17 protein-coding genes are annotated in these 18,683 nt (G+C 72.2%); 3 read left to right on the top strand and 14 right to left on the bottom strand.

The features are described from left to right. Positions 1-546 precede the first annotated feature (546 nt). Positions 547-1,848: a tyrosine--tRNA ligase gene (gene tyrS, locus B042_RS0115710; protein WP_028649120.1), complete on the bottom strand. Its 1,302-nt coding sequence runs from the start codon at positions 1,846-1,848 to the stop codon at positions 547-549. A 263-nt stretch (positions 1,849-2,111) separates the two neighbouring features. On the opposite strand from tyrS, the gene B042_RS0115705 reads away from it, so the two are divergent. The 3 genes from B042_RS0115705 (at position 2,112) to B042_RS0115695 (ending at position 4,434) form a co-directional block, all read left to right on the top strand. Further along, positions 2,112-2,921: an alpha/beta fold hydrolase gene (locus tag B042_RS0115705; RefSeq protein ID WP_028649119.1), complete on the top strand. Its 810-nt coding sequence runs from the start codon at positions 2,112-2,114 to the stop codon at positions 2,919-2,921. Further along, positions 2,914-3,492, top strand: a complete 579-nt coding sequence (locus tag B042_RS0115700) for a TetR/AcrR family transcriptional regulator (protein WP_028649118.1) — start codon at positions 2,914-2,916, stop codon at positions 3,490-3,492. The genes B042_RS0115705 and B042_RS0115700 overlap by 8 nt, the downstream gene beginning before the upstream one ends. Positions 3,493-3,720: 228 nt before the next feature. Continuing rightward, the gene (locus tag B042_RS0115695; protein ID WP_028649117.1) at positions 3,721-4,434 is read left to right on the top strand and encodes an HNH endonuclease family protein; all 714 of its coding nucleotides are present in this window, start codon (positions 3,721-3,723) and stop codon (positions 4,432-4,434) included. A gap of 49 nt (positions 4,435-4,483) precedes the next feature. Here the strand turns inward: B042_RS0115695 and B042_RS23425 are convergent, their stop codons facing one another. The 13 genes from B042_RS23425 to B042_RS0115630 form a co-directional block, all read right to left on the bottom strand. Continuing rightward, entirely contained in the window at positions 4,484-4,996 is a 513-nt protein-coding gene (locus B042_RS23425) for a hypothetical protein (RefSeq protein WP_028649116.1), read from the bottom strand. A 148-nt stretch (positions 4,997-5,144) separates the two neighbouring features. After that, positions 5,145-7,349, bottom strand: coding sequence for a nitrate- and nitrite sensing domain-containing protein (locus tag B042_RS23420; protein WP_081748818.1), 2,205 nt, complete (start codon positions 7,347-7,349; stop codon positions 5,145-5,147). Between the two features lie 231 nt (positions 7,350-7,580). Beyond that, positions 7,581-8,498, bottom strand: a complete 918-nt coding sequence (locus tag B042_RS0115680) for a sirohydrochlorin chelatase (RefSeq protein WP_028649115.1) — start codon at positions 8,496-8,498, stop codon at positions 7,581-7,583. A 155-nt stretch (positions 8,499-8,653) separates the two neighbouring features. After that, a complete protein-coding gene (locus tag B042_RS0115675) occupies positions 8,654-9,256 on the bottom strand; it encodes an ATP/GTP-binding protein (protein WP_028649114.1) in 603 nt (200 codons plus the stop codon). Further along, positions 9,237-9,662, bottom strand: a complete 426-nt coding sequence (locus tag B042_RS0115670; RefSeq protein ID WP_081748817.1) for a DUF742 domain-containing protein — start codon at positions 9,660-9,662, stop codon at positions 9,237-9,239. Before B042_RS0115670 ends, B042_RS0115675 begins: the two co-directional genes overlap by 20 nt. A gap of 2 nt (positions 9,663-9,664) precedes the next feature. Beyond that, positions 9,665-10,099, bottom strand: coding sequence for a roadblock/LC7 domain-containing protein (locus tag B042_RS0115665; RefSeq protein WP_028649112.1), 435 nt, complete (start codon positions 10,097-10,099; stop codon positions 9,665-9,667). A 1-nt stretch (position 10,100) separates the two neighbouring features. Further along, entirely contained in the window at positions 10,101-12,428 is a 2,328-nt protein-coding gene (locus B042_RS0115660) for a nitrate- and nitrite sensing domain-containing protein (protein ID WP_028649111.1), read from the bottom strand. Positions 12,429-12,685: 257 nt separating this feature from the next. Further along, positions 12,686-14,134, bottom strand: a complete 1,449-nt coding sequence (argH, locus tag B042_RS0115655; protein WP_028649110.1) for an argininosuccinate lyase — start codon at positions 14,132-14,134, stop codon at positions 12,686-12,688. A gap of 80 nt (positions 14,135-14,214) precedes the next feature. Then, complete coding sequence (locus tag B042_RS0115650) at positions 14,215-14,748, bottom strand: arginine repressor (RefSeq protein ID WP_028649109.1); 534 nt, start codon at positions 14,746-14,748, stop codon at positions 14,215-14,217. Continuing rightward, the gene (argF, locus tag B042_RS0115645) at positions 14,745-15,674 is read right to left on the bottom strand and encodes an ornithine carbamoyltransferase (RefSeq protein ID WP_028649108.1); all 930 of its coding nucleotides are present in this window, start codon (positions 15,672-15,674) and stop codon (positions 14,745-14,747) included. Before argF ends, B042_RS0115650 begins: the two co-directional genes overlap by 4 nt. Beyond that, a complete protein-coding gene (locus B042_RS0115640) occupies positions 15,671-16,882 on the bottom strand; it encodes an acetylornithine transaminase (RefSeq protein WP_028649107.1) in 1,212 nt (403 codons plus the stop codon). The genes argF and B042_RS0115640 overlap by 4 nt, the downstream gene beginning before the upstream one ends. Then, positions 16,879-17,898 carry an acetylglutamate kinase gene (gene argB / locus B042_RS0115635; protein ID WP_028649106.1) on the bottom strand — a complete coding sequence of 340 codons (1,020 nt, stop codon included), beginning with the start codon at positions 17,896-17,898 and terminating at the stop codon, positions 16,879-16,881. The genes B042_RS0115640 and argB overlap by 4 nt, the downstream gene beginning before the upstream one ends. Continuing rightward, a complete protein-coding gene (locus tag B042_RS0115630) occupies positions 17,895-18,671 on the bottom strand; it encodes a bifunctional ornithine acetyltransferase/N-acetylglutamate synthase (RefSeq protein ID WP_028649105.1) in 777 nt (258 codons plus the stop codon). Before B042_RS0115630 ends, argB begins: the two co-directional genes overlap by 4 nt. Positions 18,672-18,683: the final 12 nt, after the last annotated feature.

The following is an 18,683-nucleotide window of genomic DNA, read 5'->3' as shown; positions in this document are numbered from 1 at the left end:
CAAAGGAACCCTCACACTCCGCTGATACGAAGTGTCGGGGCCAAAACAAACATGGCTTAAAGAAAATCAAACACGCGCTGTTGAGTTCTCAAGAAACAGCCGCTCTTCCCGTACAAGCCCCGGTCCCGGTATCCCGCTCCCGGTCGCTCTTCCGTGGAAGGCGCCCGCGTTTCCACCGCGTCAGCGGCTTTACGCTTTGTTGTGTTTCCACTTTATCAGCCGTTCCGTGTCCCCGCCAAATCCGGCGGTTCGTGCGAAACACCCGAACGGGGTGAATCCCGTGTGGTCATTCACTGCTTCAGATATCACCCGCCAATGGAAAGTCACATTCCATCTCGGGGAAACGATTCCAACCCTACTGGATGCAGAACAGTGCCTGTACCACTCAGGGGGAACGAAGGCTGTGATCGCGGTCCGGTTCCAAGTCGACCCAGAGGGAAGCTCGCCGTCCCGCAGCGACTCTCTCGAGTATAGGGAGGGGAGGGGAGGACGTCAAACGCGGGTCCGGGCGGCGGTGCACCGCCGCCCGAGAACGGGCACCGGCCGTCAGCCGGTCAGCACCACACCGCCAACGTTGCGCTTGCCCTTGCGCAGGACCACGAAGCGGCCCCGGAGCACGTCACCGGCCCCGATCCGGGCCTCCTGGTCGGTGACCTTGGTGTTGTTGACATAGGCCCCGCCCTCCTTGATCGCACGGCGCGCGGCGGACTTGCTGTTGGCCAGACCGCTGAGCGCGAACAGGTCGGCGACACCCGGAAGGTCCTCCAACGCACCGCTGACCTCCACCTTGGGCACCTCCGCCAGGGCGGCGTCCAGGGTCACTGCGTCCAGTTCAGTCAGGTCGGCGCGTCCGAAGAGCGCCAGACTCGCGTCGACCGCCTTGCGGCACTCCTCCGCTCCGTGGACGAGCGTGGTGAGCTCCTGCGCCAGGGCGCGCTGCGCGGCGCGCGCCTGCGGGCGCTCCTCGGTCTGGCGCTCCAGTTCTTCGATCTCGGCCCGGCCCATGAAGCTGAACGTTTTGAGGTAGCGGACGACGTCGCGGTCGTCGGCGTTGAACCAGAACTGGTAGAAGGCGTAGGGCGTGGTCAGTTCCGGGTCCAGCCACACGGTGCCCGACTCGGTCTTGCCGAACTTGGTGCCGTCCGCCTTCGTCAGCAGGTTCGTGGTCAGTGCGTGGGCCTGGCCGTGCGGCCGGTTGCCGTCCATCCGCCGGATCAGGTCCAGTCCGGCCGTGATGTTCCCCCACTGGTCCGAGCCCCCGGTCTGCAGCGTGCAGCCGTAGCGCCGGTAGAGCTGGACGAAGTCGTAGGACTGGAGGAGGACGTAGCTGAACTCGGTGTAGCTCATCCCCTCACCGTCGAGTCGGCTCCGAACCGTCTCCCTGGCGAGCATCTGGTTGACGCTGAAGTGCTTGCCGACGTCGCGCAGCAGTTCGATCGCGTTGATCCCGCCGAGCCAGTCTCCGTTGTCGGCGAGGATCGCGTCGGTCGGCTCCGGCCGCCCCCCCTCGGGTGTGAAGCGCAGGAAGGACGACAACTGCCCGGCCAGGACGCCCACCCAGCCCCGGACCGTCTCCACCGAGTTCATCTGCCGCTCAGCCGTGGGCTTGGGGTCGCCGATGAGGCCGGTTCCGCCACCGACGAGGGCGACGGGCCGGTGCCCGGCCCGCTGGAAGCGGGCCAGGGTCAGGATCTGGGTGAGGTGGCCGACGTGCAGGCTCCCCGCGGTCGGGTCGAAGCCGCAATACAGGGTGACCGGACCATCGGCGAGCGCCTTGCGGAGTGCGTCAAGGTCGGTCGTCTGCGCGAGCAGACCGCGCCACTGGAGTTCGTCGATGATGTCGGTCACGTGTACAGCTCTCTGTCGCTCAGGCGGGCTCTGGGCCCGATCCGCCTCGGATGGGGGCCAGGGGCCTTCCGGCGGCCTCCCGGTGTCCCGGCACCACGCTATCGGCTCCGGAGCGCCGCCGGTTCTGCCGGGGATCCTGCGGCCACCGCCACGCATAACGCCCCGGAGCGCTCCGAACAGTCCCGGCATCCCGGGCCTTGACCACAAAAGTTAATGACATTAGCTTTATGGTTAAAGAGATAAGCTCACGCGGAGGAGTACCCATGCACCACCTGCAACGCCCCGAGGGACGCATCGCCTACGACCTCTACGGCCCCGCCGACCGGAGCCGCCCGCTCATCGTCTGCGTCCCCGGCATGTTCGACCACCGCGCCTCGTTCCGCTTCGTCGGCGAGGCTCTGGCCGAGGCCGGCCACCGGGTGGCCGTCATGGATCTGCGCGGCCACGGCGACAGCGACACGGCCTTCACCGAACACACCAACCGCGCCGCCGCCACCGACGCCATCGCCCTGGCCGAGGAACTGGGCGGCGAGAACGTCCTGATGGTCGGCAACTCCCTCGGCGGAGCCGCGGTGACCATCGCCGCCATGGAGCGCCCCGACCTCGTCTCGGGGATCGCCCTCCTCTGCCCCTTCCTGCGCAACAGCATCAGCCCGCTGCTCCGTCTAGGCTTTCGGCTTTTGCTGCTGCGCCCCTGGGGCCCCGGCGTCCTAGCCTCCTACTACGACAAGCTGCACGTAGGCCGCACCCCCGAGGGGCACGCGGAGCAGAAGCGGCGCGTCCGGGACATGCTGCGGCCCGCCGACCGCTTCCGCTCGATCGCCGCCACGGTCCTGGCCCCCAGCGAACAGGTCCTGGCGGCCCCCGGGCTCCGCGCCGAGGCCACGGTGGTCGTGGGCGAGCAGGACCCCGACTGGCCGGACCCGGCCGCCGAGGCCGAGTGGGTCGCCTCGGTGGTCGGCGGCACCGTCGAGACGGTTCCCGACTGCGGCCACTACCCGCAGTCCCAACAGCCGGACGCCGTCGTCTCCGCCGTCCTGCGGCTGGCCGAGAGGGCGAAGGCCGGTGCCTAGGGTCGGACTCACCCCGCGCATAGTGGCGGAGGAGGCCGCGCGGATCGCCGACGAGCGGGGGCTCGACTCCCTGTCGCTCTCAGCGGTCGCCCAGCGCTTCGGTGTCACCGTCCCCAGCCTGTACAAGCACGTAGACGGCCTGGCCGGGCTGCACCGGGAGGTGGCTCTGCTCGCCGCCGCCGAATTCGGGGACCGGATCCGCGCCGCCGCCACCGGCCTGGCCGGGCCCGACGCTCTTCGCGCCGTCGCCGACGCCTACCGCAGCTACGCGCACGACCACCCCGGAAGGTACGCGGCCCTGCAGAGGGCGCCCGGCCCCGACGACCCCGAGGCACAGAAGATCTTCTACGCCCCCGTCGAGGTGCTCACCGCGGTCCTGCGCGGTTTCGGCATCGGGGACGACCGGACGGTCCACGCCGTCCGGGTGCTGCGCAGCACCCTGCACGGATTCGTCGACCTGGAGGAACGCGGAGGCTTCGGCCTCCCGGACGACACGGAGGAGACCTACCGCATCCTCCTCGACGGACTCGTCCGGGCCTTCCAGGACCCGGCCGGGGGCGGGCTCCGGTAGGCACGGACGGCCCGTGGAGCACCCGTGCCCGCCCCTTCGCGGCGGGGCCGGACCGCTTCGGACCGTTCTTGGAGGAACACGGAGGGGAGGCCGGGCGGGGAACACCCCCGCTTCGAGGACTCGGTGTGCGACCAGGGACGACGATGCCGGACCATGGACACGGCAACAGCGACCGAGCCCCTGCACGGGGGTGCCCCGTCCACGGGGCGGACCGGATTGGAATCCCTCATGCCCGATCGACCCACCGCAGGCCGGGTCCTGGCCGGACTGGCCGGAGTCCTCCTCCTGACCAGCGGGTGCAGCGACCTGTCCCCCTCCGACCTGTCCGACGTGATCGACCTCGACGTGTCACAGGCCCCCACCGACTCCCAGGGAGGCGGCACGGGCGCTTCGGACCCCGACAGCGCCCTGGCCCTTCTGGACGGACTGCGCGTGGAGGAGGCCGACCCCCCCGGCTACGACCGGTCACTGTTCCCGCACTGGGAATCGGGTCTGTGGTCGGAGGAGGCGCAGGACGACTGCACCGCCCGCCAGGTCGTCCTGCTGCGCGACGGCGAGAACGTGGAGGTGGACGAGGACTGCCAGCCGGTGTCGGGCACCTGGTACAGCGAGTACGACGGAGAGACCTTCACCGAGGCGGGGGACCTGGACATCGACCACATGGTCCCGCTGGCCGAGGCCTGGCGTTCCGGTGCCGACACCTGGACCACGGAGGAGCGCGAGCGCTTCGCCAACGACCTCGACACGTCTCCCCAACTGTGGGCGGTCAGCGCCTCCAGCAACCGTTCGAAGAGCGACGAGGACCCCGGCGAGTGGCTTCCCCCGCTGGAGTCCTTCCACTGCGAGTACGCGGCGGCGTGGATCGAGGTCAAACACACCTGGGACCTGGCCGTGAACTCCGCCGAGGAGACAGCTCTGCGCGAGGTGCTCTCCGGCTGCTGACCGGGGCCCGGTCCGGGCCGCCGGTGCGCGGCGGCCCGGGCCTCGGGCGTCAGGCGGAGTCGGTCGAGGTGACCCCGCGCGCGGTCTTCAGGAGTTCCTCCTGTCCAAGGAGCCCGAAGGCGTCCCGCACCTCCACGGCCACACCGGGGCCAGAGCTCCAGAACGCCTCGGCCTCCCCCCGCAGGGCGCGGGTCCCCCGGTTGTCGAACTCCGTGAGGCCCCAGGACTCGGTCGGTCGCTCGTGGTACTCGGCGAGGAAGTCGCGGAGGGAGTCCAGGCCTGTGAGCCGGTCCCCCCGCATCACCAGGACCTGGAGCACGACCCGGGCCCCGCCCCCCTCCAGTGGCCGCTCCCAGACACGGGTGGAGAAGGCTACGTCCCCCCACGTGTAGTCGAAGTCCTCCGCCGAGGTCCGTTCGTCGACCTGTGCGGGCAGGTATGTCACGGCGAAACCGTCCACCTCTCCCCCTCCCGGGTCACCGGCGGCCGGGGCCGCCGAGGCCATGAGTATGAGCGCGGCCACGGCACCGAGCGCCGCAGCGATTCGTCGGGCAACGGGCATGGTCACCTCCGGCAGGGGCGCGGGACCGTCCCCCGACCCCCGTCACCCTCCATGGTGGGCCGACCCGCCGCCCCGCGCCAGAGCGCGCCCCAGGCTGTGGACAACGCGGCCCCGGCATGCCGGGGCCCGAGCATAGCGCCGGACCGCCTCAGTTGAGGCTCGGCGACCCGCCGAGCGGGTCCGGTGGGGCCTGGGGCCGCGAAACCCGGTGTGCCCCGCTCACCGGCGCCACGTGCGGGGGGGTCCGGTCCCCCTCCGGTCCGGTCTCCCGGCCCGTTTCGTCGGCACCGGTGCCGGGTGTCCCGGGAACCGTGACCGGGACACCCGGGTGCCGGGGTTCGGGCCGGCCGGGCACGGGAGCCGGGTTCTCCGCCGGTTCCAGCAGGGTGTTCGGCAACAGGGTGGTGGCCCGGGTGCCGCCGTAGGGGGAGGGCCGCAGCCAGACACGGACCCCGTGGCGCTCGGCCAGGCGGGCCACCACGAACAGGCCCAGGCGCGGATCGTCCGGAAGTGCCATGACGTCGAACTCGGGCGGCTGGTTGAGGGTCCGCTCCGCGGAGGCGTACCCGTGTTCGGACATGCCCAGGCCGCGGTCCTCGACCTCCACGACCAGCCCCTCCGGCACCGGTGTGCAGCCGACGTCCACCGGTGTGCCCGCCGGCGAGAACTGTGTGGCGTTCTCCACCAGCTCCGCCACCAGGTGGACGATGTCGGAGACCACCTGGCCGCGCATGAGGACGCGGGGCGCGGAGGTCAGTCGGACCCGTTCGTAGTCCTCCGTCTCCGCGATGGCGGCGCGCAGGACGTCCACGAGCGGGCTCGGCTGGCGCCACAGGCGGGCCGACTGGCCGCCGCCGAGGATGATGAGGTTGTCGGCGTAGCGCCGGGCCCGGGTGACGAGGTGGTCGAGATGGAACAGGCGGCGCAGCGCGTCCGGGTCCTGCTCCCTGTACTCGATCTCGTCCAGCAGCCGCAGCTGGCGCTGGACCAGCGCCTGGTTGCGAAACGCGATCCCGAGGAAGGCGCGGTTGGCGCCGCGGCGGATCTCGGCCTGGCGGACGGCCGCGCCCACCGCGGCGAGCTGTGCGCTGTCCAGCGCCTCCGCGACCTGGCCGATCTCGTCGTCTCCGCGCTCGTCCATGGGGGGCAGCTCCTCGTGGACCTCGACTCTCCGGCCGCGCTGTGCCCGGTCGAGGATCCCGGGGAGGTCGGCGTCGCGGTCGAGGATCTGTTCGCGCAGGCGCGTGAGGCGGTCGGTGAGGCGGCGGGAGGAGCGGCCGACGACGGCGATGGCGGCGGCCCCCGCACCGAGGGTGACCACGGCTGCGGCCACCCCGAGGGAGACGCGCAGCAGTGCCGCGCTCCAGGCGAGGTCGACGGTCCGGTCGGTCTGGGCCCGCGCGAGTCCGCCCAGCGCTGCGAGGGAGACCGCGGAGGAGGAGTCCCAGTCCGCACCGGTGGCACCGACACCGGTGCTCCACACCACGGCCGGGTCCTCCCCGGCTGCCCCGGGAACCGTCACTGCGCCCTCGGGCGCGGTATCCGCGTTCGGGGAGCGGGTGACCACCCGGCGGCTGGTCTCCTCGGCGCTGAGCCAGGCGTCCGCGGCACGCAGGTCCCGGTAGCGCTCTCTGATCCCGGGGTGCATGTCGGGCGCAGCCGCGTCCAGTGTGTGCCGGTAGGAGGCGGTGACGTAGGTGAAGTGGGCGGTCTCCGCGTAGGTCATCTCGCCCGCAGCGATGACTCCGGCCAGGAGTGCGTCGGCGGTGGCGTAGTCCGACGCGGCGTCCAGCAGTTCCCGGGTCAGGACCGCGTCGGTCAGGTTCTCGCCGCCGTCGGTGGTGTGGACGAGCGCCACGGTGGCCGAACGGACGGCGTCGAGGACGGCCCCGTAGCCCAGCAGCGCCTCCTCCCGGCCCGTGGTCCCCTGGTCCACGCCCGCGCGCAGCCCGGACACCGTGTCCGGACCGTCCATGAGGGCCTGGGACCTGCGTTCGACCTCGTCGTCGCCGTCGGCCGAACGCGCGGCGTCGACGGCCGCGGCCAGCGCGGTGTCCGTACGCTCCCGCTGCTGGTCCAGGGCCGAGCGGGCTGCGGAGGTCCCGGATCCGCTCTCCTGGAGGCCGAGGTGCACGAGTGACAGCCGGCGCTCGTTGTGCAGTGCGTCGAACGCGCTCGAATAGGCCTGTGCCCCCTCACGCGCCTGGGTGACCTGTCCCATCAGCCGCACCGCCTGGGTCGTTCCGACGGCGGCCACCACGAGCCAGAGTGCGAGGAAGCACAGGCTCGGGATCAGCACGATGCGGGTGAGCTGCGCGCGAATCGTGGACACGCGGTCTCTGGTTCTACGCATGGACCCCCTCCAGCCTGTGTAACCGCCCGATCACGTGCGGTCGCATGCGAGGCTACCGGAGTTTCCTTGCCCTGTGCTGTCAAACAATCACGATTAGTTATCCTTTGGTGCAGGGCAGGATCGTCGCACCCGTACTGGAAGAGGGGCGGCAGCACCGCGAGCGCGCTCTGGGGGCACGACCGGGAGACCACCCGTCACGGATGGCCTCTCACGGACCGCCGGTGGCCCGCCTCAGGACTCCGGGCGGTGCCGGGAGCCCACGGGGGCGGGCAGCTCCTCGACCGTGGGCGGCTGTTCGACCCCGAGCGAGTTGAGGATCTCCGCGTAGCGCAGGGCAGCGATCTTGCCCAGGAGGCCATCGGCGCCCAGTGGCTCGCCCAGGCGGGCGCCGAACCGCTCGGCCATCCGCTCCATGCGCTCCCGGGGTAGTTCCGGGCCCAGGGCGCTGGGGGCGATGACCGGGCGGCGGCTGCCGCCGTCGTGCAACTGCGCGATGACCTGCTCCACCGACGCCTCGTTTTCCAGGTTGGCCGGAAGCGCGGTCAGGCCGAGCCGGGCCGCGAGCAGGACCGCACTCACACCGGCGGCACTGGCCGCGCCCTCACCGCCGACGGCACCCACGACAACACCGTCCGCCATGGTCTCGCTGGGCGCCACGACGCTGATCAGGCGCATGCGGTCGGCCCGGACGAGCCCGGCCTCCGCCAGGCGCAGGTGCAGGACCTCCGCCAGCATCGGGTGCGGCCCGAGCCCTTCCGCGATGCGCACGTTGGCGCCGCTGGCCTCGACAGCCGAGGAGACCGCCGTGGAGACGACCGTGTGCGGCGCCGTGACCAAGGGGACCACGACACCGCTGAGAGGAACGCCGTTGTGTTCGTCCAGGCCGCTGAGGGCCTCGGCGAGCGTCTGCTCATCGCCCTCGGTGTGCCCGTAGCGGATCGTGACCTCGGGCCGGTAGGCGCGCACCAGGTCGGCCATCCGGCCGCCGATCGACTCGCCCCTGGCGTCCCTGGCCTGTTCGGCCGTCCCGGGGACCGCCATGACCAGGGCGGGCGTGCCGAACCAGTTATCGAAGGACAACGGGTTGCGGTGGCGACCGGAACGACGCTTGGGGAGTTCGCGTGGAGGAAGTCGGTCTGAGTTTCGCATACCAGGATTCAGATCGGAGGCGGATGGGGCGATCGGGGCAGGTGACAAGGAAGTTCACTGCCGCGACATTGTAGCGTTCAACACCGCAACGCGGGCGCGTCTCCCGAAGGTACACCGCGGTCCGGGCCCGGCCGCGGGTCGCCGCGGTCCGCCCCTCACCCGTGCGGGGAGGGATCGCGCAGCCGGATCACGTACGAGACCAGGTCGATCAAGACCTTCTTGCATGACTCGCGCACCCGCGCGTCGGCCGTGAGGACCGGCACCCGAGCGGGGACGTCCAGCGCCTCACGGACCTCCTCCTCACGGTAGTCGTCCGCACCGTCGAAGCGGTTCACCGCCACCACGAACGGAACCCCGCGCCTCTCGAAGAAGTCCACAGCGTGGAAACAGGTGTCCAGGCGTCGGGTGTCAGCGAGCACGACCGCGCCCAGGGCGCCATCGGCCCACTCGTCCCACATGAACCAGAACCTCTCCTGCCCCGGGGTCCCGAACAGGTACAGGACCACGTCGGAGGCCACGCTGATCCGGCCGAAGTCCAGAGCGACCGTGGTGGTGTCCTTGCCCTCTACCCCGCAGGTGTCGTCCACGCCATGGCCGGTCTCGGTCATGGTCTCCTCGGTGCACAGGGGCTCGATCTCACTGACCGATCCGACCAGCGTCGTCTTGCCCGCGCCGAACCCGCCGGCAACGAGGATCTTGACCGACCGCGGGATCGCCTCCCGCTCGGCCGCCACGGCCTCAGAGTCTGCGGATGCCATCGAGTACCGCCTGGAGCACCTGTTTCTCGGGGAGCCGGGCCACGGCACCGGAGGCCCGGGTGCGCACGTCACCCTCGGCGAGCATGTCACCCAAGAGGACCCTGACCACGGTCAGCGGGATGTCGAGCCGCGCCGAGATCTCCGCCACCGAGATCGGGCGGTGGCACAGCCTGAGGATCTCCCCCCGCTCCGGCTCCAGTGACCGCACCGCTCTGCCGTGCTCGGCCACCACGATGGTGATCATGTCCAGTCCCGGGCCGCTGTCGCGGGGCCGCGTGCGTCCCCCGGTCAGTGTGTAGGGGCGAACCAGGAAGCCCCCCGCTGTCTCGGTCTCGCGTACCCCCGGTGTCGGCCCCTCGGACGTGGGATGTCCCGGAGGGGCGACCGTACGGCGTCGGCCCGGCATGTTCACGAACCCGCACCCCCCGTGGTGGTGAGCCGCCCCGAGCCGCGCGGAGCGGCCGTGAGGAACCCGCCCACTCTCTTGACTCTCAGGTTCATCTCGTAGGCGACCAGCCCGACGTCCGCGGTCTCGTCGGCCAGCACCGCCAGGCACGCCCCCTCCCCCGCCGCGGTCACGAAGAGGTAGGAGTGCTCCATCTCGACCACGGTCTGGCGGACGGCGCCCCCTCCGAAGTACCGTCCCGTGCCCCGTGCCAGGCTCTGGAGGGCCGATGCCAGCGCCGACAGGTGCTCCGCGTCCTCACCGGTCAGCAGCCGCGACCGCCCGATCAGCAGGCCGTCGGCCGAGAGCACGATCGCATGGTCGGTCCCGACGACACGGTCCACCAGGTCGTCCAGCAGCCAGTCCAGGTTGTCCACGGCGTTGCCTTTGCCCACCATCTCAGTCGTTCTCTCCCATGTGATCGTCTGCGTTGGCGTCGGTCCGGTCGGCGTACCCACGCGTGCCGGTGTCCTCGGACCGACCTCGCCGCGTGCCCGCGCTGAAGGCGTCCATCATCCGGCGCGCCTCCTCCGGGCTGCGGTCCGTCGACTGCTCGGGGCCCTCCCGCTCCTCCTTGAGCCGGGGAACGAGACTGGCCTGGCGCCTGCGTTTGGGCAGCGGGGGCCGCCGGTGCCCGGCGCCGCGGACCGGCGGGGCGGCCTCCTCGGCCAGGTCGGGTACCTGGCGCAACACCGGCGGCCCGGCGGAGCCGGGTGGGGCGGCCTCCTCCGCGCCCTGGTGCCGGGGAACCGGCCTGAGCACGGGGCGGCGGCCACCGGAGGCCCCGGGGATGTCCGGGCCGTACCCGGCGTACGCGCTCGCACGGGCCGGGCCCCCGATCCGGTCGGGGGCCGCCGCCGGCGGGGCGGCGAGCAGGCCGGAGGGGATGAGCACCACCGCACGGATGCCGCCGTGGGGCGCGGGGCGCAGTTCGACGCCGATGCCGTGCTTGTGTGCCAGGCGGGCGACGACGAACAGACCCAGCCGCGCGTCGGTAGCCGGTCCCATCACGTCGAACTCCGGTGCCGCGCTCAGCGTCGCATTCGCCCTGGCCAGGACTTCGTCGGTCATCCCGGGCCCCTGGTCCTCGACCTCGACGACGACCCCCTTGGGGACGGTCTCGGTGGCGACGGTGACCTCGGTGTGCGGGGGAGAGTGCGCTGTGGCGTTCTCCACCAGCTCGGCGAGCATATGGATGACGTCGGCCACCACCGCGCCGGACAGCGACAGCTCCGGTACCGACGTCAGGCGGACCCTGGCGTACTCCTCGGTCTCGGAGACCGCGCCGCGCAGGAGGTCCATGAGGGAGACCGGGTGGCGCCAGCGGCGGCCGGGCTGGGCCCCGCCGAGGATGATGAGGTTCTCCGCGTGGCGGCGTCCCCGCGTGGCCAGGTGGTCGAGCTGGAAGAGGCTCTCCAGCAGGTCGGGGTCCTCCTCCTCCCGCTCCACCCGGTCCAGCAACTGGATCTGGCGCTGGACGAGCGCCTGGCTGCGGTGGGCGATACCGAGGAAGACCCGGTTGGCACCCGCCCGGAGGTCCGCCTGCCTGACGGCGGCACCCACCGCGGCGCGCTGGGCGAGGTCGAAGGCGTCAGCGACCCGGCCGATCTCGTCGTCGCCGTGGTCGAGCCGCCTGACGTCGGTGTCGAGGTCGACGCCGTCACCCGCCTCCAGACGCCGCACGATACGGGGCAGGTCGTTGCGGGCCGCGCCCAGGATGTCCGAACGCAGTTTGGCGAGCCTGTCGGTGAGACGGGTCGCCGCTCGCGTGGCCACCCCGTAGGCGAGGGCACCGGCGAGCAGCGCGACCAGGCCGGAGCCGACCACCAGGGGGAGGCGCCACGCGCCGAAGGACTCCCCGGCGGAGACCGCGGAGGCGGTGCGCTCGGCGACGGCCTCCTCCAGGTCGGCGGAGACCCGGTCGGCCGCCGACCGCCATCCGCCGGTGACGGCGGGGCCGGCCTCCTGGCTGGCGAGGCGGTCGGCCAGGTCCATCGCCTCCTGCCAGGCGGGGCTCTCGGCGACCGGAGCCGCGCCCGCGGGGCCCGACGCCGCCTCGGACGACGGCGGCACGTCGGTCTCCACCCTGTGGCGGGTGTCCGCCAGCAGGGCGGCGATCCGGGCTCGCTCGCTCGGAGGGAGCGTTGTTCCCATCGATCCGCTGACCAGGGCGTCCGCGTGACTGAAACTCTCCAGGGCCCACAGCAGACCGGTGGCCGCGGCAGCGTCGGTGGCCGCGGGCCCGGAGTCGAGACGGCGCGTGACACTCCCATAGAGGCGGATACCGCTGTGGAGCGCCTCGGTGTAGGCCTCGACGATGGCGGGCGCCGCGCCACCGCCGAGGCCGTCCTCCCGCGCCCGCTCGACCCCTTCCAAGGTGTCGAGGAAGTCCCCGGCCAGCCCCTCCGGGTCACCGTCCAGAGAGCGAACCCGGTCCAGGGCCAGGTCCGTCTCCTCCACGGCATCGGCGAGGAGCCCGCGATTTCCCCCACTCGGAGCGGCGAGGTACCCGGCGACGAGGCGGCGCTCCGTCTGGAGCCGCGCCAGGGCCTCGACGAGTTCGAGGCCGTCGCGCCCGTCACCGACCGCGGTCCGCAGGGAGACCACCTGGCCGAGCACGGCCGCACCCATCACGGCGAACAGGGCCAGGAACGTCAGGCCGGGTACCAGCACCATTCTGTTGAGCTGAGCCCTGATCCCGCGACCGGTCCTCCCCGGCTGTCCCATCGCACTCCCTCCATGGACTGGTCACGGGCACCTCAGGCACACGCGACCCTGGTGTGCGGGGAGTAAAGAGAAGGCCACGTTTGGTGTCCGTAGGTTCAGGACGCTACCGCACTCGGGAAGCCGGTACCCGTGGAACGGGGAAACTCGGAGGGTGCTCCTGCCCGCCGTATCGAGGCCGGGCGAGTGGGGCTCGGGACGCGAAGACGGTGGGCGGGGCCGGGTCCGGGACCCGGCCCCGCCCACCGGGGGAGGAACCGTCAGGCGAGCCAGCCGCCGCGGTGCTCGGCGGCGCCCGCGCGCAGCCGCTCCAGTTGCTCGGCGACCCGGACCGGAGCTGTGCCGCCCTTGCCCGAGCGTGAGGCGAGCGATCCCGGAACGGTGAGCACCTCGCGGACCTTCGGCGTCAGGTGCTCGGAAACGGCCGCGAAGTCGTCGTCGGACAGGTCGGGCAGATCGATCCCGCGCTCCTCGCACACCCGCACGCACGCCCCCGCGATCTCGTGCGCCTCCCGGAAGGGCACCCGCTCGCGGACGAGCCACTCGGCGATGTCTGTGGCCAGGGAGAAGCCCTGCGGGGCGAGCCCGGCCATCCGGTCGGTGTGGAAGACCAGCGTGGCGACCATGCCGGTCATGGCGGGCAGCAACAGGTGGAGGCTGTCGACGGCGTCGAAGACCGGCTCCTTGTCCTCCTGGAGGTCCCGGTTGTAGGCCAGCGGAAGCCCCTTGAGGGTGGTGAGCAGGCCGGTGAGGTCCCCCACCAGCCGTCCCGCCTTGCCGCGTGCCAGCTCCGCCACGTCCGGGTTCTTCTTCTGCGGCATGATCGACGAACCGGTGGAGAAGGCGTCGTCGAGGGTGACGAAGGAGAACTCCTTGGTCGCCCAGAGGATGACCTCCTCCGACAGGCGCGACAGGTTCACACCGATCATGGCGGTGACGAAAGCGAACTCGGCCACGACGTCGCGCGCGGCGGTGCCGTCGATGGAGTTCTCCACCGAATCGGGGAAGCCCAGCTCGGTGCCGACGGCCTCCGGGTCCAGGCCGAGGGAGGAGCCCGCGAGCGCACCCGAGCCGTAGGCGGACACGGCGGCACGGCGGTCCCAGTCGCGCAGGCGCTCGACGTCGCGCAGCAGCGGCCAGGCGTGCGCCATCAACTGGTGGCCGAGCAGGACCGGCTGGGCATGCTGGAGGTGGGTACGGCCGGGCATCGCGGCGTCCGGGTGGGCGGCGGCCTGGTCGGCCAGGGCCCCCACCAGTGCCAGAACCTCCTCGGCGATGGAGCGGGCCTCCTCGCGCAGGTACATGCGCACCAGGGTGGCGATCTGGTCGTTGCGCGAGCGCCCGGCCCGCAGCCGCCCGCCCAGGTCGGGGCCGACCCGTTCCAGCAGGCCGCGCTCCAGCGCGGTGTGCACGTCCTCGTCCTCGAAGACGGGGGTGAACGCGCCGGAGGCGACATCGGCCTCCAGCCGGTCCAGGCCCTCGACCATGCGGTCGAGTTCGCCTGCGGTGAGCAGTCCGGCCCGCTGCAGGGCACGGGCGTGGGCCCGCGACCCCGCGATGTCGTGTCGGGCCAGCCGCCAGTCGAAGTGGGTGCTCAGCGAGAGCCTGGCCAGCGCCTGGTCGGGGCCGCCCTCGAAACGGCCGCCCCACAGGCGCAGGGCCCCGGCACCTCCGTCGCCTGGCTGCTCGCTGCCGGGCCGGTCGGCCATGGTGGTCTCCTTCGGTGGAACGTGGACAGGGAACGCACGGGGACGGTCACCGCACGGGGCCGTGCGGCGGCTCCGTGGCGTCAGGGGCGGCGGTCGGACATACGCAGGAGCGCCGACGCCAGTTCCTCACCGCCCTGGGGGTCGCGGGAGATCACCAGGATGGTGTCGTCCCCGGCGATGGTGCCCAGGATCGCGTGGAAGTCGGTGTGGTCGATGGCCGAGGCCAGGTACTGTGCCGCACCGGGCGGGGTGCGGATGATGACCATGTTGGCGGAGGCCTCGGCCGAGACCAGCAGGTCCTCGGCCAGCCGAGTGAGCCGAGCCCCCGAGGCCTCGGCGAGGTCCAGGGTGTCGGGGCGGGTGCGCTGGAGGCGCTCCCCGCCCTCCCCCGGCAGCACGTAGGCCAGGTGGCCGTCGGCCGTGCGGAGCTTGACGGCACCGAGTTCGTCGAGGTCGCGCGACAGGGTGGCCTGGGTGACCTGGACCCCCGCCTCGGCCAGGCGCTTGGCCAGTTCTCCCTGGGAGCGCACGTCCTCGCGGGTGAGGACCTCGGCGATGCGGGCGTGTCTGGCCGCCTTGGTCATCGGCGCGGTGGCGCCGACGTCCTTGGTCATCGGCGATCGGCCTCCAGGAGGAACGCCAGGAGCGCCTTCTGTGCGTGGCGGCGGTTCTCCGCCTCGTCCCACACGACGCTGCGGGGGCCGTCGATCACCTCAGCGGAGATCTCCTTGCCCCGGTAGGCGGGCAGGCAGTGGAGGACGATCGACTCGGGATGCGCCGCGGCGAGGAGGCCGGTGTCGACGATGTAGGGGCGGAGGGGGGCCTCGCGGTCGGCGGCGCCGCTCTCCCGCCCCATGGACACCCACGTGTCGGTGGCCAGGACGTCGGCCCCGTCGGCAGCCTCGCGGGGGTCGGTGGTGACCGACACCGAGCCGCCCGTGCGCCCGGCGATGTCGGCCGCACGGGAGAGCACGGCGGGGTCGGGGTGGAAGCCCTCGGGTGCCCCGATCCGCACGTGGAGTCCGGCCGTGGCACCGCCCAGGAGGTAGGAGTGGGCCATGTTGTTGGCCCCGTCGCCAAGGTAGGCGAGGGTGAGACCGGCCAGGGGGCCCTTGTGCTCACGGACGGTCTGGAGGTCGGCGAGGATCTGGCAGGGGTGGAACTCGTCGGTCAGGGAGTTGACCACCGGTACCGAGATGCCGCGGGCCAGGTTCTCCAGGTCGGTCTGGGCGAAGGTCCGCCAGACGACGGCGGCGACCTGGCGCTCCAGGACGCGGGCGGTGTCCGCCAAGGGTTCACCGCGGCCCATCTGGGTGCCGCCGGACTCCAGGACCAGCGGCATGCCTCCCAGGTCGGCGACGCCGACCGCGAAGGACAGCCGGGTCCGGGTGGAGGGCTTGTCGAAGAGGAGCGCCACGGTGCGCGGCCCTTCGAGCGGCCGGTGGCCGTAGGGGTCCTTCTTCATCCGGTCGGCGAGGTCGAGCACCCGCGCCTGCTCGCCCGGGGCGAGATCGTCGTCGCGGAGGAAGTGCCGGGTCATGACTGATTCTCCTTCGTGGCGGTGGCCTCGGCGGCGTCCAGGACGGTCGGCAGGGCCTCGATGAACACACCGATCTGTTCGGGGGTGATGACCAGGGGCGGGGCGAGGCGGATGGTGCCGGGGGCCACGGCGTTGACGAGGAAGCCGCGGGCGGCGGCCTGCTCCTGCACGTGGGCGGCGTGGGGGCCGGTGAGGACCAGGGCCCGCCACAGGCCGCTGCCGCGCTGACCGGCCAGGAGGGGATGGTCGACGCCGTCGAGCTGTTCGGCGAGCAGGTCGCCCATGACGGCGGTGTGGGCGAGCAGGCCCTCGCTCTCGATGGTGTCGAGGACGGCCAGGGCCGCAGCACACGCCACGGGGTTGCCGCCGAAGGTGGAGCCGTGGTCGCCCTTGCCGAAGGCGTCGGCGTAGCGGCCGAAGCCGACGCAGGCGCCGATGGGCAGCCCGCCGCCCAGTCCCTTAGCGAGGGTGAGGACGTCGGGGCGCACGTCCTCGGCCTGGTGGGCGAACCAACGGCCGGTGCGGCCGATGCCGCTCTGGATCTCGTCGAGGACGAAGGCGGCCCCGGTCTCGTCGCACAGGGAGCGCACGGCCGCGAGGTAGCCCTCGGGTGCGGGGATGACGCCGGCCTCACCCTGGGTGGGTTCGGTGAACACGGCGGCGCAGGTCTCGTCGACGGCCTCGGTGAGGGCGTCGACGTCGCCGTGGGGGACGAAGCGTACGTCCAGACCGAAGGGGCCGAAGGGTTCGCGAATGGCGTCCTTGCCCGTGAGGGCGAGGGCGCCAAGGGTGCGGCCGTGGAACCCGGAAGTGGCGGCGACGAAGGTCCGTCGACCCGGACCGGCGGCGCGTTTGACCAGTTTGAGGGCGGCCTCGTTGGCCTCGGTCCCGGAGTTGGCGAAGAAGACCTTGGCGTCGCCGCCGAGCAGGACGATGAGGCGTTCGGCGAGCTGGACGGCGCGTTCGTTGACGAACAGGTTGCTGGTGTGTGCGAGGGTGGCGGCCTGGTGGGCGACCGCCTTGACCAGGGCGGGGTGGCCGTGGCCGAGGGTGGAGACGGCGATCCCCGCGATGAGGTCGAGGTACTGGCGGCCGTCGGCGTCGTAGACCTCGCAGCCGCGGCCGAGGGTGAGAGCGACAGGCGGGACGCCGTAGTTGGGCATGATCGCGGCGGCGAAGCGCTCGCGCAGGTCGGCACCGCTGGTCATGTGGTCTCTCCCCGGTGGTGGGTGGTGTCGGTGGGTGTGGTGCGCCGGGGGCGGGGTCCGCGGTTCCCAGCGAGGTGGGCGGCTTCGAGCTCCTCGTCGGCGACCATGGTGCCCACGCCCTGGTCGGTGAAGACCTCTAGGAGCAGCGAATGCGGGATCCGTCCGTCGATGATGTGCGCCTGGGGGACCCCGCCCTCGACGGCGTGCAGGCACGCCTCCATCTTGGGCAGCATGCCCGAGGACAGGCTCGGGAGCAGGGAGCGCAGTTCGTCGGTGGTGAGGCGGCTGATGAGCTCGGTGTTGCGGGGGTAGTCGGCGAACAGGCCCTCGACGTCGGTGAGCATGATGAGCTTGCTGGCGCCCAGGGCGACGGCCAGTGCGGAGGCCGCGGTGTCGGCGTTGACGTTGTAGACGCCGCCGTCGTCGGCGCGCGCCACGCTGGAGACCACGGGGATCCGGCCGTCGTCGATGAGCGCGCTGAGGGCGCCGGGGTTCACGCCGCTCACGTCGCCGACCCGGCCGATGTCGACGGTCTCGCCCTCGACAGTGGTGACGGTCTTGCGGTCGGCGGTGATGAGGTCGGCGTCCTCGCCGGAGAGCCCGACAGCGAAGGGGCCGTGCCGGTTGACCAGACCGACGATCTCGCGGTTGACCTGGCCGGTGAGGACCATGCGGACGATGTCCATGGCCTCGTCGGTGGTCACGCGCAGGCCGGCGGTGAAGGTGGACTCCACTCCGGCCTTGTCGAGCTGGGCGCTGATCTGGGGTCCGCCGCCGTGCACGACGACGGGGCACAGGCCCGCGTAGCGGAGGAAGACCACGGACTCGACGAAGCGCTCGCGTAGCTCCTCGCTGACCATGGCGTTGCCGCCGTACTTGATCACGACGGTGCGGCCGTGGAAGCGCGAGAGCCAGGGCAGGGCCTCGATGAGGTGGGCGGCCTTGTCGATGGCGCGTGCCCGCTCACCCGCGGGCGCTCCGGACGAGGGGTCGGGTGCGGGTGCTCTGGAGATCAAGGCCGTCCTCCGTGGTCGGTGGTCGGGGCGTCGGTGCGGATCTGGGCGGCCAGGGCCGCGCACACCTCGGCGAGCAGCGCGGTAAGGGCCTCGGGGGCGGGGCGGACACCGGTGGCGCCGCTGGCCATCAGCAGCACCGTGTCGTTGGTGGAGTCCAGGGGGCCGAAGGCGGCGGCGGCCGGGGCCACCAGGGCCTGGCACTGCTCGGCGGTCAGGTCTGCGTCGGTGGTGAGGACGCACTGGACGGACCCCACGGAGGCGTCGGGGCCCTTGGCCATGGCTCCGACGGTGTAACCGTCGCCGCGCCTGAAGACGATCTTGGCGACGGTGTCGTCGGTGCGGATGGCGTCGGCGGCGGCCAGTCCGCCGCTGCGGCCCGCCTCGGCGAGCGCCGAGGCCACACCGTCGTTGAGTGGGTCGACGGGAGGCCGGAGGCCGGCGGGGCCGCTGGAGCAGACCGCGATCTCGGCCGCGGAGTCCTCCAGGATTCGCGCGGTGTGTTCGGCGACGGCGTGGACGTCCTGGAAGCCGTGGGGCCCGGTACCGGAGTAGGAGCCGCCGGTGGTGAGGACGGCGGCGCGCAGGCGCCCGCCGGAGACGGCCTGCGCGGTCCACAGGACCGGGGCGGACCGGTCGGCCTCGCTGGCGAACACGCCCCCGGCGGCCCGGGAGGGTCCGTCGTTGACGACCACGGCCACGTCGCGGGCTCCGTCCTCGCCGAGCCCGGCGGCGACGCCCGCCGCGCGGAACCCGCGGGGTGCGGTGACACTCACGTTGTGCCCTTT

Origin of the sequence: Nocardiopsis sp. CNT312 (genome assembly GCF_000515115.1) — a bacterium.
GTDB lineage: Bacteria > Actinomycetota > Actinomycetes > Streptosporangiales > Streptosporangiaceae > Nocardiopsis.
Note: the sequence above shows the minus strand (reverse complement) of the source record. Positions and strands in the feature narration are given on the sequence as shown.